Annotated in this window: 15 protein-coding genes and 2 tRNA genes; 14 read left to right on the top strand and 3 right to left on the bottom strand. The window is 68.1% G+C overall.

Annotated elements, in window-relative coordinates:
• The first annotated feature begins 133 nt into the window (after positions 1-133).
• The 9 genes from hppD to AC1DW4_RS14705 all read left to right on the top strand — a co-directional run bounded on the left by hppD (position 134) and on the right by AC1DW4_RS14705 (position 6414).
• Positions 134-1246 (top strand): 4-hydroxyphenylpyruvate dioxygenase, encoded by a 1113-nt coding sequence (gene hppD / locus AC1DW4_RS14745; protein WP_477018012.1) that lies wholly within the window; start codon positions 134-136, stop codon positions 1244-1246.
• Between the two features lie 52 nt (positions 1247-1298).
• Positions 1299-1433, top strand: a complete 135-nt coding sequence (locus tag AC1DW4_RS14740) for a hypothetical protein (protein ID WP_477018011.1) — start codon at positions 1299-1301, stop codon at positions 1431-1433.
• Between the two features lies 1 nt (position 1434).
• Positions 1435-2499 carry an isoaspartyl peptidase/L-asparaginase family protein gene (locus tag AC1DW4_RS14735; protein WP_477018010.1) on the top strand — a complete coding sequence of 355 codons (1065 nt, stop codon included), beginning with the start codon at positions 1435-1437 and terminating at the stop codon, positions 2497-2499.
• Positions 2496-2864 carry a cupin domain-containing protein gene (locus AC1DW4_RS14730; RefSeq protein WP_477018009.1) on the top strand — a complete coding sequence of 123 codons (369 nt, stop codon included), beginning with the start codon at positions 2496-2498 and terminating at the stop codon, positions 2862-2864. Before AC1DW4_RS14735 ends, AC1DW4_RS14730 begins: the two co-directional genes overlap by 4 nt.
• Positions 2864-3121, top strand: coding sequence for a hypothetical protein (locus AC1DW4_RS14725; protein ID WP_477018008.1), 258 nt, complete (start codon positions 2864-2866; stop codon positions 3119-3121). Before AC1DW4_RS14730 ends, AC1DW4_RS14725 begins: the two co-directional genes overlap by 1 nt.
• 104 nt (positions 3122-3225) lie before the next feature.
• Entirely contained in the window at positions 3226-3939 is a 714-nt protein-coding gene (locus AC1DW4_RS14720; RefSeq protein WP_477018007.1) for a hypothetical protein, read from the top strand.
• Positions 3940-3984: 45 nt separating this feature from the next.
• A complete protein-coding gene (locus tag AC1DW4_RS14715) occupies positions 3985-4992 on the top strand; it encodes a fumarylacetoacetate hydrolase family protein (protein ID WP_477018006.1) in 1008 nt (335 codons plus the stop codon).
• 66 nt (positions 4993-5058) lie between these two features.
• Positions 5059-5601, top strand: coding sequence for a CcdC protein domain-containing protein (locus tag AC1DW4_RS14710; protein ID WP_477018005.1), 543 nt, complete (start codon positions 5059-5061; stop codon positions 5599-5601).
• 27 nt (positions 5602-5628) lie between these two features.
• Positions 5629-6414 (top strand): hypothetical protein, encoded by a 786-nt coding sequence (locus tag AC1DW4_RS14705; RefSeq protein ID WP_477018004.1) that lies wholly within the window; start codon positions 5629-5631, stop codon positions 6412-6414.
• 23 nt (positions 6415-6437) lie between these two features.
• Here AC1DW4_RS14705 and AC1DW4_RS14700 read toward each other — a convergent pair whose 3' ends face one another.
• Together AC1DW4_RS14700 and AC1DW4_RS14695 are read right to left on the bottom strand one after the other, a co-directional pair.
• Complete coding sequence (locus AC1DW4_RS14700) at positions 6438-7475, bottom strand: LLM class flavin-dependent oxidoreductase (RefSeq protein ID WP_477018003.1); 1038 nt, start codon at positions 7473-7475, stop codon at positions 6438-6440.
• Positions 7472-8410, bottom strand: coding sequence for an ATP-grasp domain-containing protein (locus tag AC1DW4_RS14695; protein WP_477018002.1), 939 nt, complete (start codon positions 8408-8410; stop codon positions 7472-7474). Before AC1DW4_RS14695 ends, AC1DW4_RS14700 begins: the two co-directional genes overlap by 4 nt.
• 154 nt (positions 8411-8564) lie before the next feature.
• Between AC1DW4_RS14695 and AC1DW4_RS14690 the strand changes: the two genes are divergently transcribed.
• Positions 8565-8649 (top strand) — tRNA-Leu (locus tag AC1DW4_RS14690).
• A gap of 1 nt (position 8650) precedes the next feature.
• On the opposite strand, the gene AC1DW4_RS14685 is transcribed toward AC1DW4_RS14690, so the two are convergent.
• A complete protein-coding gene (locus tag AC1DW4_RS14685) occupies positions 8651-10096 on the bottom strand; it encodes a DUF6880 family protein (RefSeq protein WP_477018001.1) in 1446 nt (481 codons plus the stop codon).
• A 27-nt stretch (positions 10097-10123) separates the two neighbouring features.
• On the opposite strand from AC1DW4_RS14685, the gene AC1DW4_RS14680 reads away from it, so the two are divergent.
• The 4 genes from AC1DW4_RS14680 to AC1DW4_RS14665 all read left to right on the top strand — a co-directional run bounded on the left by AC1DW4_RS14680 (position 10124) and on the right by AC1DW4_RS14665 (position 13972).
• Positions 10124-10435 (top strand): hypothetical protein, encoded by a 312-nt coding sequence (locus AC1DW4_RS14680; protein ID WP_477018000.1) that lies wholly within the window; start codon positions 10124-10126, stop codon positions 10433-10435.
• An 83-nt stretch (positions 10436-10518) separates the two neighbouring features.
• Positions 10519-11769: a multidrug effflux MFS transporter gene (locus AC1DW4_RS14675; protein ID WP_477017999.1), complete on the top strand. Its 1251-nt coding sequence runs from the start codon at positions 10519-10521 to the stop codon at positions 11767-11769.
• A gap of 55 nt (positions 11770-11824) precedes the next feature.
• Positions 11825-13795, top strand: coding sequence for a M1 family metallopeptidase (locus AC1DW4_RS14670; RefSeq protein WP_477017998.1), 1971 nt, complete (start codon positions 11825-11827; stop codon positions 13793-13795).
• Between the two features lie 103 nt (positions 13796-13898).
• A tRNA-Gly gene (locus AC1DW4_RS14665) sits at positions 13899-13972 on the top strand.
• Positions 13973-14409 lie beyond the last annotated feature (437 nt).

Below are 14409 nucleotides of genomic sequence, written 5' to 3'. Positions count from 1 at the left end.
GCGGCGGCGACCTGAAGATGAGGCGCACGAACCTGTGCGAACGGCCCGGCTTGGCTTGTGACGTCCGCGACACTAGGTTCCGCGCCAACCGACCGGCCAGACCGGTCAGAGAACGATCTCAGGAGACGCACCCATGGACGACCTGACCGCCCGCACTGTCACCCCGGACGCCACCCTCCCTGCCCTCGAGAATCCGCTGGGCGTCGACGGCTTCGAGTTCGTGGAGTTCACCGGCCCCGACCCGCAGGCGATGATCCGGCAGATCGAGGTCATGGGCTTCGTCCAGACCCACGTGAATCCGAAGAACGGCGTGGTCCGCATGAAGCAGGGCGACATCACCTTCCTGGTTCACACCCGGCCCGAAGGACACGCCGGCGAGTTCGCCAGGGATCACGGCCCGTCGGCCAACGGCATGGCGTTCCGGGTCAATGATGCCAAGGCCGCCTATGATGCCGCCGTCGCGCGCGGTGCCCATCCCGCCGACATGCATGACGGCGGCGCGCTCGGCGACGGCGCCTATGTACTGCGCGGCATCGGCGGCTCCCTGCTCTACATCATCGACGCCTATGGCGAGACCGGCTCCCTCTACGACAGCTGGGACGAGATCGAGGGCTGGGAAGAAGCCGAGCGCAAGAACAACGTCGGCCTGCACCTGCTGGATCACCTGACCCACAATGTGAAGCGCGGCCAGATGCGGACCTGGTCCGGCTTCTATGGCGACGTCTTCGCCTTCGAGGAGCAGAAGTATTTCGACATCAAGGGCAAGGCCACGGGCTTGTTCAGCCAGGCCATGATCGCGCCCGACCGCGCCATCCGCATCCCCCTGAACGAGAGCCAGGACGACAACTCCCAGATCGAGGAGTTCCTGCGGCGTTACAATGGCGAGGGCATCCAGCACATCGCCCTGGCCACCGACGACATCTTCGCCACGGTCGAGGCCATGCGCGAACGCGGCGTCGCCTTCCAGGACACGATCGAGACCTATTTCGAGCTGATCGACAAGCGCCTGCCCAACCACGGGCATGACGTGGAGCGCATGCGCAAGAACCGCATCCTGATCGACGGATCGGACGAGGAGGGCCTGCTGCTGCAGATCTTCACCCAGGATACGTTCGGCCCGATCTTCTTCGAGATCATCCAGAGGAAGGGCAACGAGGGCTTCGGCAACGGAAACTTCCAGGCCCTGTTCGATTCCATCGAGCTGGACCAGATCCGGCGCGGCGTGATCAAGGTCGACGCGAATTAAGGTCGCGCCTCCGCATTGGCTGCCCTTCCTCGGCCCCGTCGCGGCGGCGGTCGTGGGCGGGCTGGTGGGCGAGTTCGGCCTGGGCGGCGGCTTCTGGATCGTGCTGGCGTGTGCTTTGCTGGGCGGGTTCGCGCCGATCGTCGGATATCGCGTCTGGAAATGGTCACATCACAAACGGGGGCATTAGGATGAGGCGTTTCGTAACTGCAGTCCTGGCCGCATTGGCCGTTGCTACCCCGGCGGCGGCGCAGGAGGCCCCGACCTGGTCCTTCGCCATCCACGGCGGCGCGGGCGTGATCGAGCGCGCCAACCTGTCGCCGGAACAGGACGCCGCCTATCGCGCCGCCCTGACGCGCGCGCTGGAGGCCGGGGCCGAGGTGCTGCGGAACGGCGGCGTCGCGCTGGATGCGGTTCAGGCCGCGATCCAGCTGATGGAGGACGACCCGTTGTTCAACTCGGGTCGCGGGGCCGTGTTCACGGCGGCGGGTCGCAACGAACTGGACGCGGCGGTCATGAACGGCGCGGACCTCACGGCAGGCGCGGTCGCGGGCCTGACCACCACCCGCCATCCGATCGCAGCGGCGCGCGCGGTGATGGAACAGTCGCCCCACGTCATGCTGATCGGCGAAGGGGCCGACACCTTCGCCGCCTCGGTCGGGCTGGAGCAGGTCGAGCCGGCCTTCTTCTTCACCGAGCGCCGCTGGCAGGGGCTGGAGACCTATCTGCGGCAGAACAACCTGCCGATCCCCGCCCGTCCCGCCGGGGCCCCGGCCGCACCGGTCGGCGGGCTGGCCGCGAACGATCCGGGCATGCCTCCGCTGAACGAGCGCAAGTTCGGCACGGTGGGGGCCGTGGCGCTGGACAGCGCCGGCCATCTGGCGGCCGGAACCTCGACAGGCGGGACGACGGGCAAACGCTGGGGCCGGGTCGGCGACGTGCCGGTCATCGGCGCGGGCACCTATGCCTCGAATCGAGACGGCTGCGCGGTGTCGGCGACGGGGGACGGCGAATTCTACATCCGCGCCTCGGTGGGCCGGGACATCTGCGCGCGCATCGCGGGCGGCGCCTCCGGTCAGACGGCGGCCCAGGCCGAGGTCGATGACGCCCTATCTCTGGGCGGCTACGGCGGCGTCATCGTCATGGACGCGCACGGTGCTCCCGCCTTCGCCATGACGACATCGGGCATGTATCGCGGACGGATCGGGCCGGACCAGCCCGCATCCGTCGCTATCTATGCGGATGAGGACCGATGACGCCCGACGCGATCGATCTGTCTGAAAAGTTCGCGGCCTTCTCCGAACACTGGCGGCCTCGCGTGGCGGCCCGACTGAACGGTCAGGACGTCCGTCTGGTCAAGGTGCAGGGCCTGTTCCCCTGGCATAGCCACACCGAGGCCGAGGAGATGTTCCTGGTCTGGAAGGGCCGGTTCCGCGTCGAGTTCCGCGACCGTATGGTGACCCTGGAGCCCGGCCAGTTCATCGTCGTGCCGCGCGGCGTCGAACACCGCACCGGGGCCGACGAGGAGGCCGAGGTCATGATCTTCGAACCGTCCGAAGTGGTGAACACCGGGGATGCGGCGGTCTCGGACTACACGGCCCCCGGCGGGGTCATGGTCTGATGTCCGACGAACTGACCGCCATGGCGACCGAGGAGCTGAATGCCGCCTGCTCCCTGACCTGGCCCGAGTTGAAGCGGATCACGCCGTGGGGCGACAGCTTTGAAGGCTTCGCCCCGTCCGGACGCACCGTCGAGGTCGAGCGCCGGTATCTGTGGGCCGTCGATCCGGTCGGAGCCATCGTCGTCGAGGTCGAGGTGCGCGATGCCTCGGCCAGGACCGGTGCCGAGGCCCGTGCCCTGCTGCACGCGCCGGGCTGACGGGGCGGCGTTCGCCCACAGCCGCGCTCGCCGTCATTAACCTTTCGCTGGTGAGACGCCGGTCGCTGATCCATGATCGGTGACGACACCGACTGGAGGGCCCGATGAGCTATTCGCAGGATTTCCCGCCCGCCGACGCCGTCTATGCCCCCGCATCCGACGGCCTGATGCTGGACCTGCCGCCGCTCGTCCTGGTGATCGGCCTGCTGCTGCTCCTCCTGGCCGGATACGCGGGCTGGATGCTGGCCCAGCGCCGTCAGCCAACCTCGGCCAGCGCGGCGGCCGCCATCTGGAAGGACATCGACGAGGCCATCCGCGCGGCCATGACCGCACACTCGGACGTCCTGCGCGACAAGGCGCGCACTCTGATCCGGGTGATCGAGAACCGATTGGGACGCACCTTGGCGCTGGCGAATGGGCTGGAACCCTTGACCCGGCTGGAGGGGGCCCTGCGGGAGACGCAGCACGACGCCGGCGAGGGTCACGACCACGATCAGGGTCACGGCGAGGGTCACGAGCATGGCGATGGTGCCGATCCCCATGCCGAGACGCACGACGCCCCTGCGACGCCCGAAGGCGCGGGATCGACCTCGACCGTCCTGATCGAGCGCGTCGGCACGGTGATCGTGCAGTCGCCGCCATCGACCCGCACGGGGACGTCGCGGCCACCCACGGTGCCACCCGCCCCCACCGAGGGGGAGCGGCGGGCCAGAGTCCGTCAGGCCGTGTCCGACCTGAACGACCACTGGCGCCACAAGGACGCGCGCATCGCCGAGATCGAAGCCGCCCACCGCGAACTGTCCGCGCCGCGACGGTAAGGACGGCGGTTTCCCCGCCACGGAAAACCCCCTAAGCCTGCGTCCATGAAACTCGCATCCCTGAAGCACGGCCGCGACGGTCGCCTCGTGATCGTCTCCAACGATCTGGCCTGGTTCACCGACGCCTTCCTGATCGCTCCGACGCTGCAGGCCGCGCTCGACGACTGGGCCCGATGCGAGCCCTTGTTGCGCGCCCTGGCCGAGAGCCTGGAGCACGAAGCCGTACCGCGCGGGCGCTTCCATGAACGCGACGCCGCCGCCCCCTTGCCCCGCGCCTATCAGTGGGCGGACGGTTCGGCCTATGTGAACCACGTCGAGCTGGTGCGTAAGGCGCGCGGCGCGGAGATGCCCGCCAGCTTCTGGACCGATCCCCTGATGTACCAGGGCGGATCGGACGGGTTCCTGGGCGCGCGCGATGCGATCCCTCTGGCCGACGAAAGCTGGGGCTGCGACCTGGAGGCCGAGATCGTCGTCGTCACCGGCGACGTGCCGCAAGGGACGACACCGGAACAGGCGCGCGATCACATCCGGCTGGTCGGCCTGGTCAACGATGTGTCCCTGCGCAACCTGATCCCCGGCGAACTGGCCAAGGGCTTCGGCTTCGTCCAGTCCAAGCCCGCATCCGCCCTGTCGCCCGTCTTCGTCACGCCCGATGCGCTCGGTGATGCCTGGAAGGACGGCAAGCTGCACGGGGCCCTGTCGGTTCAGCTGAACGGTCAGGATTTCGGCCGCGCCGATGCGGGCGTGGACATGACCTTCGACTTCGGCGTTTTGATCGCCCATCTGGCCAAGACACGGGCGCTGGTCGCCGGATCGATCATCGGATCGGGCACGGTGTCCAACAAGGGTGCCGACGGCGGCCCCGGTCAGCCGGTGGCGCGGGGCGGTCTGGGCTATTCCTGCATCGCCGAGGTCCGCACGGTCGAGACCATAGCGACCGGAGCCCCTGTCACGCCCTTCCTGAAACATGGTGACACCGTTCGCATCGAAATGCTGGACGCGCGCCACCATTCGATCTTCGGTGCGATCGAACAGGTCGTTGCACCGGTCTGAAGACCGCGGCTCCGCTTGCCGCACGCTGTGGTCGTGCTAGCGTTCTGGCGAACCGGGGAACAGACCATGACGCCACAGCAGTACGGACCCCTGATCGGGATCGGCATCGCCCTGGTCATCATTCTCCTGCGCAACCAGAAGCCTCGTCCGCTTCGGGTCCAGTATATGTGGGTCGCACCCGTACTCGTCGCACTGGCCATCGGGTTCGGCCTGTGGGGCATGTCGATGGCGCCGGGCGCCAGCCATGCCGCCTTCGGCATCGATGCCTGGGGCATTCTGAAGGGCGGCCTGATCCTGGGGGCGGCCGCGGGCTATCAGCGCGGCCGGATGACCACGATCGAGCGCGCGCCCGACGGGACGCTGCAGGCCCAGGCCTCGCGGCTGGGCATCATCCTGATCGTCGCCCTGATCGCCAGCCGGTCGCTGCTTCGCCCCTGGCTGGAAACCCATGCCGGGGCCTGGCACCTGAATGCCCTGGCCATTCAGGACGCCTTCCTGCTGTTCGCCGCCGCCATGGTCATCGTCCAGCGGATCGAGATGTTCATCCGTGCCCGTCGCATCCAGGCCGGCAAGCCCGACGACCACGTCGAGGCCACGGCTGCGGTCTGATCGGCTTCCCAGTAAAGCGTTTCCAACATGCGTAACCGTTCCCTCGCCACGCTTCTGATCCTCGCGGTCGCTTCGCCGGCGTTCGGCCAGGCGAGCGGTGAGGACTGGGACATCGTTCGCCAACCGGACCAGAAGTCGGTTTTCGCCTACGTCACGACCACGACGGGGCTGGCCATCGGCTTCCGATGCGTGGATGGCGCGTTCGGCGCTCTGATCGCAGGGCTCTCTCCGGTCAGTCGCAACGCCCGTACGCGGGTTCTACGGATGAAGGTTGGTGACGGCGAACTGCAGGACACGATCTGGAACGTGACCACCGATCGGACCGTGGCCCTGGCCGACTATCCGGCATCCCTGGCGCGTGAGATGCGTGACGGCGGAGCGGTGACGATCGTCGTCCCGCGCGGGGCCGAGGACGGTCGCAACCTGCGCCACGAACTGGAACTGCCCGGGTCCAGCGCGGCGATCGACGAAACCCTGACCGCCTGCGGACGACCGCTGGTCGATCCGCGCGACGCCCTGCTACCCGATATCGAGGAGAGCGGCTTGTCCGGCGGAATCACCTGGGCCCAGCAGCCCCGCATCCGCTATCCCCGGACCAGCTATATCGAAGGCGTCGCCGTCATCACCTGTCTGATGCAGGCCGACGGCTCGCTGGACCAATGCGCGGTCGAGGCTGAATTTCCCACGGACGGCCACTTCGGCGAGGCCGCCCTGCGTGGCATGGATCGCGCGCGCCTGATCAGCTCGACGGAGGTGGAGGGCGCCTACCGACCCCGCATCATCGGCTTCCGCTCGATCTTTCGGATACAGTAGCCGGCGGTCTGCCGAAGTGGCTGTCAGCTCATGACCTGGGCCGAGAACCGCTCCATCTCCTCTTCCTGAGGCGACATCTGCAGCAGAACGAGGTCAAGACCGGCGGCTTCAAAGGCTTCGATCCGTTCACGGACGGTCTCGGGCGTGCCGACGAAGCCGGGGCGCAGGCCGCGGTTGGAAACGCTGTATTCGCGGATCTTCAGCTCACGCTCTAGTTCGGTGCCGCTCAGCCACTGGTCGAAATTGGCGAACCCGGCCGGGGGTGAACCCTCGGCCAGACCGGGGATGGTGGTGATCCGTTCCAGCTCTCGCTCGGCCTCGGCCTGTGTGTCCCTGACGATCGCATAGCCGGCCATGCCGTACTGCATCGGCGGCAGGCCGAACGCCTCGCGTCGCGCCTTCATGTCCGCGACCTTCTCGGCGATGAACCCGGGTTCGTCCCCGTGCATGACGTAGGCGTCGCAATGGCGCGCGATCAGGGTCTTGGCCGCCTCGGATTCGCCTCCAGCATAGATCACGGGACGCGGGCGTTCGGGCGTGGACGTCGGCTTGGGCTCCACGATCGCGTCGTTCAGCGTGTAGTATCTGCCCTCGAAATCGACCCGCTTCTCGGTCCACAGGCGCGACAGGACCGTCAGCCATTCGGCCGTGCGGCCATAGCGGTCGTCGTGCTGGTCGAACTGCAGGCCATAGCTCTCGGCCTCCTTGGCCCACCAGGACGAGACGACGTTCAGCGCCAGCCGCCCGCCGGAAATCCGGTCGATGTTGGCGGCCTTTTTGGCGAACAGGGCCGGCTGATGAAAGTTCGGACGCACAGCCACCATCAGCTCGATCGTTTCGGTCACGGCGGCCAGCGCCGCCGCCGTGGACCAGGCGTCCAGAGCCGGGGCCTCGATGCCCTTGATGTCGTTCAGGTTCAGTTCCGCGATCAGCGTCAGGTCGTAGCCCAACGCCTCCGACCGTTTGACCAGGCGCGACATGTTCTCCCAGCTGGCCTCGCGCTCGTCGGCCACGTTTCGCAGCCAGCCGCCGAATACCGGGGCCCAATATCCGTACCTCATGCGCGCTTGCCCTTTTCCTCGGCCACGATGCCCTTGAGCCATTCGACGAGATCGTCGTGCGGGTCGAACCCCAGCACCTCGACGGGCCTGGCCACGAAGTTCGACAGACCGTTGATGTCGTAGAACAGGACGTCGCCGTTACGCTCGTCGACCAGATATTCGACCCCACCGACCTCCAGCCCGCCCTCGACCGCGATGCGTTCGACCGCCGCGATGATCTCGGGCGGCGGCTCGGCCCGGGTCATGGTCAGGGTCGGCGCGCCGGGCCGCACCAGACAGGCGTCGGCCGGGCACAGGTCGAAGGCGTCGCCCGGGCTCTCGATATCGATGGCGTACAGGTATTTGCCGTTCAGCGTTTCGACGCGCGTGATCTTGCCGTCGCGGCGCGGCGCGTATTCCTGGATCAGGGAGATGCCGTTGACGCCGACGGGGCACCACGCCTCGCCCGCCGCCTCGGCCAGCTTTTCGGGCGTCTCATAGCGGGTGATGCCCGCCCCGGCCCCACCGATGTCGGCCTTGACCAGGACGGGGAACCGCAAGTCCTCGGCGGCGGCCGGAATGTCCGCCTGACGGTGCGCCACCCGCGTCGCCGGACCCTTCAGACCCAGACGGGCGATCAGCGACATCTGCCGCGCCTTGGACGTGTCGATGTTCAGGGCCGAGGCATTGACGACCCGCGTGCCCAGCCCCTGCCAGTGCTCGAACAGGCTTTGGGCATAGAAGATCGGATGTTCCGGATCGCGCAGGAAGGACGACATGGCCACCCGGCTGAACACCACGGTCGCCGGCGCGGGGCTGGCGGCCGGATCGAAGGTGTGGCCCGCCAGCGGCACCTTCACATAGGTGACGCCATGCCGGTCCAGCGCCGCGAACAGCGGCTCGAACCATTCGGGATGCTCATAGACGACGGCCAGATCGGGCAGGGGTTCGCTCATGCAGGCGCAGATGCGTTACAGCGCGCTGGAACGCAAGGGCGGCCCGGAATTTCGCGGCCCGAGACGCCGATGCTGCGCTGCGCCTGGCAGGCTAAAAAAAGCCGGGCCCAAGTAGCGCGAAGCGCGGTAGCCCACTAAAGACGTGCCTGCGCAGGCCCCTGTGGTGGAATTGGTAGACGCGCCGGACTCAAAATCCGGTTCCGAGAGGAGTGTCGGTTCGAGTCCGACCGGGGGCACCACCTATCGCCAGCCGCGCCGGACCGGGCGCGCCGCCTCCTCCAGCGCCGTCAGGAAGCCGTCGTGGCCCTCGTCGCCGATCTGGGTGGCCAGGCCCTCGGCGTGATGCACCAGCTGACCGACCTCCTCGCCGCCGGCGCTGAGCGCCAACCGGGTCAGGGCGACCGCCCGGGCACGGATCAGGACCAGCGCCGCCGCCGGATACCGGCCCTCCAGTCGCCCGATCCACAGGGGAACCTCGTCCGCGGACCCGCGCAGGTCTCCCGGCCGCGCCAGGATCATGTCCGCCGTCTCGCGGTGCGCCGGCCAGTTCATCAGGAACCTCAGACCCGCCGTCGCATCGGGAAAGGCCGCTGCATGGGCCAGGGCGCGGTCGGTGGCCACCACGTCCTCGAAATCCGGCAGTTTGGCGATCTCGGCCTTGAGGGGCGCCTCCGCCAGGGTCCGCTCGAACAGCATCCAGCGCGCGTCCGATGCGCCCCGGGCATCGCCCTCGGCCTCCATTACGGCGATCTCGGCGGTCGACCAGACCTCGGGCGGCGGGGGCGGCGGCTCGGGCTCGCGCCGTCCCCATCTCTGGCGGTCCGGCGACACGGGCCGGGCCGCGTCCAGCGCGGCGCGGGCCTCGGGCGCCCGACCAGCCTCGGCCAGGCGACGCGCGATCTCGGCCCCGATCTCGGGCTTGGTCCGGTCGTCTTCGGCCAGGGCCGCGATCCAGGCGTCCAGATCCCCGGCCCGATCGGCCAGTTTTCGCACCACCAGGGCCAGACGCCCCGTGGGACGCGGCCGCCCCTGCGTTAGTCCCGTCAGCACCGCCTGCGCCAGCGGCCGGTCCAGTCCCTGCGCGCCGCGCCCGACCCAGGCTCCCCATTCCGACAGCCGGGTGTTGAGGGCCTCCAGAAGGACGGGTGCGGCGACCTCGACCCCTGCCGCCGATGCGGCCTTCGCCAGGTCGCCCGACGCGGCGTCGAACATCGTCGCCAGCTCGCCCTTGGGGTCCTTCACCCGCGCCGCGAGGCCGGGATAGAGGTCGAACCAGACGACCAGACGATCGAACCCCAGCCGCGCATCCATGGCTGCCAGCCGCTCGACGATGATCCGGCGCAGGGCCTGCAGATCGGCGATCAGCTCGGGTCGCTTGCGCCAGGACACCCGCGCGCGGCTGCCCTCCAGCGTGGTCAGACGCTTGTCGATCTCCAGCGCCAGGTCGGCCGCCCCGACCTCGGCGGCCAGCTCCATCCGCAATCGCCGCTTCCAGCCCGCGTCCTCGCTGGCCAGCTCCATCAGCAGCGTCGCCAGCCGCGCTTCGCCCAGCGTCTGAAGGTTGGCGACCGACAGGGTCTTCTTCGCGGTCGCCGGACGTTTGGCCATGGTGGTCAGATAGACACGGTTCGCCGATCCCGCCACGCCGGATGGATCACTGAGGGAACGCAGTCCTTTCAGAAACATTGATCAGGCAGTGAAAAGGTTCGTCCCATGATCGCCCTAGTCATCGCCCTCGCCCTGTCCGCCAACCCCGGCGTCGCCAAGACCAGCGACACGCTTGTCGAGCCGCGCGTTCAGCCGGTGTCCATGACAGCCGAACCCGCGCCCGTGCTGGCCGGGGTCGCTGTGACGCTGGAGTGCACGGCCCACACGGATGGCAAGGTCGATGGGTGCACGGTGCTGGGCGAGACCCATCCGGGCCTGGGCTTCGGTGCCGCCGCCGTCGCCCTGATGAACGGCAGCGAAGTGGCCCCCGGTCCGCGCGACGTCCAGTTCGCCCGCACCATCCAGTTCACGCCCTGATCGTGCGCCGATCATCTCGCAGTTGCGAAAAGTGAGCATGCCGAGGGTTGCGGCAATCGAGTCCTGACCGCATCTGGTTGCCCATGACCCAGCCCGACGCCGTATCGCCCGCCAAGGGGCCGGGGTTTCCCGAGTTTGTCTGCATGATCGCCCTGATGATGGCGCTCAATGCCCTGGCGATCGACGCCATGCTGCCCGCCCTGCCCCAGATCGGCGACGCGCTGGGCGTTGCCAATGCCAACAGCCGCCAGTGGGTCATCACCTCGTATCTGCTCGGGTTCGGCGCGCTTCAGGTCGTCTATGGACCCATGGCGGATCGGTATGGGCGAAAGCCCGTCATCATGATCGGCGTCGGGATCTATGTCGCCTTCAGCGTCGTCGCCATGCTGGCCCCCACCTTCGAGACGCTGATCCTCGCGCGCATCGGTCAGGGCATGGGTTCGGCCGCGACCCGAGTCCTGGCGGTGTCGATCGTGCGCGACCGCTATTCCGGCCGGACCATGGCGCGGGTCATGTCGCTGAGCTTCCTCGTCTTCCTGGGCGTGCCGATCATCGCGCCGTCGCTGGGCCAGGCCATCCTGCTGGTCGCGCCGTGGGAGGCGATCTTCGGCGTCCTGGCCTTCGCCGGGATTGCCCTGATGATCTGGACGGGCCTGCGCCTGCCTGAAACCCTGGCCCCCGCCGACCGCCAGCCGATCGAGGCCCACCGCATCGCCGGGGCCTTCAAGGAGGCCGTCACCAACCGAATCTCCATCGGCTACACCTTGGCCATGACGGCGATCACCGGGGCCCTGTTCGGCTTCATCAACTCGTCCCAGCAGATCTTCTTCGACGTCTTCCACGCGCCCGGCCTGTTCACGACCGTGTTCGCCTGCATCGCGGGCGGCATCGCCGTGGCCTCCATCGTCAATGCGAAACTGGTGGAGCGACTGGGCTCGCGCATGATCGGCCATACGGCGCTGCTGGGGTTCATCACCTTCGGCGCACTGCACATGCTGGTGACCCTGAGCGGGCACGAGACGATCTGGACCTTCGGCATCCTGCAGGCCTGCACCATGTTCTGTTTCGGCCTGCTGGCGGGCAATTTCGGCTCGATGGCGATGGAGCCGATGGGCCATATCGCGGGCACCGCGTCTTCGGCCCAAGGTTTCATCTCGACCATCATCGGCTCCCTGACCGGCTTCCTGATCGGGCAGCAGTTCGACGGCAGCGTCGTGCCCATGACCGTGGGCATCACGTCCTGCGGCGTCGCCGCCCTGCTGTGCGTGCTCTATGCCGAGCGCGGGCGGCTGTTCGTGTCGCGCAATCCGGTGCCGGTCGCCGCCGCCTCTTGATCTTTGCGGGCTTTGGGGGCTCGGTGCGGGCCGCACTGTTCCCGGAGTTCGCCTGATGCCTCGCGCCCGCCTGATCGGCATGGTCTCCATGCTCGCCGTCGCCACCGCCCTGGCCGCCTGCGCCGCCAACGATCCGAAGTCCGACATGCCGCCCCTGCCCGCGACCGCCACCGCGCCCGTGACCTATGAGCGGGACATCCATTCCTATGCCCAGCCCCAGATCGCGCGGGTCAGGAACGTGGCCCTGGACCTGACCGCCGACTTCGAGACGAAGACCCTCAGCGGCACCGCGACCCTGGACGTCACCGGCCAGACCGGCGCGACCCAGGTGATCCTGGACACCCGCAACCTGGAAATCCGCTCGGTCGCCGACGACAAGGGCAACCCGCTGCAGTTCACCCTGGGGGCCGAGGACCCCATCCTGGGCCAGGCCCTGACCGTCACCGTGCCCGCCTTCGATGAGGGCAAGGTGCAGAAGATCGTCATCGGCTATGCCACCCGCCCCGATGCCGCGGCCCTGCAATGGCTGACCCCGGCCCAGACCGCGGGCGGCCGCCAGCCCTTCCTGTTCTCGCAGGGCCAGGCCATCCTGACCCGCACCTGGGTCCCGACCCAGGACAGCCCCGGCATCCGCCAGACCTATACCGCCCGGATCACCGTGCCCGAGGCGCTTAAGGCCGTCATGTCGGCCGAGATGCTGACCCCCGACGGGGAAAAGGCCACCGACGGGGCCCCCGAAGGGTCGCACACCTACCGCTTCCGCATGACCAATCCGGTCCCGCCCTATCTGATCGCGCTGGCGGTCGGTGACCTGGCCTTCGCCTCGGAGGGCGACCGCGTCGGCGTCTGGACCGAGCCCAGCCGCCTGGACGCCGCCAAGGCCGAGTTCGCCGAGATGGGTCAGTTCGTCGATGCGGCAGAGGCCCTGTACGGCCCCTATCGCTGGGGTCGCTACGACCTGCTGATCCTGCCGCCGTCCTTCCCCTTCGGCGGGATGGAGAACCCGCGCCTGACCTTTGCCACGCCGACCGTGGTGGCAGGCGACAAGTCGCTGGTCAGCCTGGTGGCGCACGAACTGGCGCACAGCTGGTCGGGCAATCTGGTGACCAACGCCACCTGGTCCGACATCTGGCTGAACGAGGGGACGACCACCTATTTCGAGAACCGGATCATGGAGGCGATCTACGGTCGGGACCGCGCCCTGATGCTTCAGGTCCTGGGCTGGGCCGACCTTCAGGCCGCCCTGGCCGAGATGCCCGCCGCCGACACCCGCCTGCACGTCGACCTGACCGGCCGCGATCCGGACGCGGGCCTGAACGACATCCCCTATGAGAAGGGTGCCGCCTTCCTGCGCACCATCGAGCGGATCGTGGGCCGTCCGACCTTCGACGCCTGGCTGAAGGGCTATTTCGAACGCCACGCCTTCCAGCCGATGACGGCCGCGGGCTTCCTGGCCGACATCCGCGCCAATCTGGTGAAGGGCGACGCAGCGCTGGAGCAGCGGCTGATGCTGGACGAATGGGTCTATCAGCCCGGCCTGCCGTCCAACGCCCAGGCACCTGTCTCGACCGCCCTGACGGCCGTCGACGGCGCGGCTGTGGCCTTCTTCGCCGACAAGGGTCCGGCTTCGGCCATCCCCTGGAACAGCTGGTCCACGCAGGAGCGTCAGCATTTCCTGAACTGGCGACCCGAAGGACTGGCCGCCGGCCGCGACTGGCTGACCCCCGCCCAGCTCGCCGACCTGGAATCGACCCTGAACCTGCGGGCGGAAGGCAATGCCGAGGTCCTGTTCAGCTGGCTTCAGATCGCGGTCGCCCACCGCTATCAACCCGCCGTGCCGACGCTGGAGCGGTTCCTGACCTCGCAGGGCCGCCGCAAGTTCGTCCTGCCGCTGTTCACCCAGCTGTGGGCCGAAGGTGACTGGGGCCGCCCCATCGCCACCCGGATCTATGCCGAGGCCCGCCCTGGCTACCACCCGGTGACGACGGGATCGGTGGACGCCGTGGTCGGGGCACCGACGCGCTGATCCCACACCCGGCGGGCAAATCTGGCGACGTCACCCGTCGCAGGCCAGGGCGCGCGTTTCGGCTTGAGCGCGCGCCGCATTCCGCTAGTTTGCTCCCGCTTCCGCGGGCGTGATGTAGTGGTAGCCTGAAAGCTTCCCAAGCTTTTCGTGCGGGTTCGATTCCCGCCGCCCGCTCCATTTTTTCCATTGTTTACAATTGGTTGAAGGTGCGAGCGTTGACTTTGCGCCTCCCAACTACTCCCAACTGCCAGCAGGGCGCGCCGGTACGACTGCTTCCCCAATAGCTTTTTGGTAGCGCCCTCCCTGCCCAGGCCGCTCGCCCACCAACCTATCTGTCCGAAAGCGGACGTGCCAGAGGTCTGCTTTGGGTGGAAAGCGGACATCCAAATAGTGGGTCAAAGCGAAGGTGCACTGCTAAACGGGTGATCGACACGGACCCTCCGCGCGTGGCAGCTTTGCTTCAGGGGAATTACGCCAATGGATGTTGAGGCAGCGAGCAAGCCTACCCGCTTCTATATTGGAATGGCGCTGATCGCTTTGACGGTGGTGCTGGCCGGCTTTTCCAAAACGTTCTTCGCGCCACTGGCCGCCGGGACCTTTCAGGCCCCGGTCGT

Source organism: Brevundimonas sp. P2_A6, from assembly GCF_056404975.1.
Note: the sequence above shows the minus strand (reverse complement) of the source record. Positions and strands in the feature narration are given on the sequence as shown.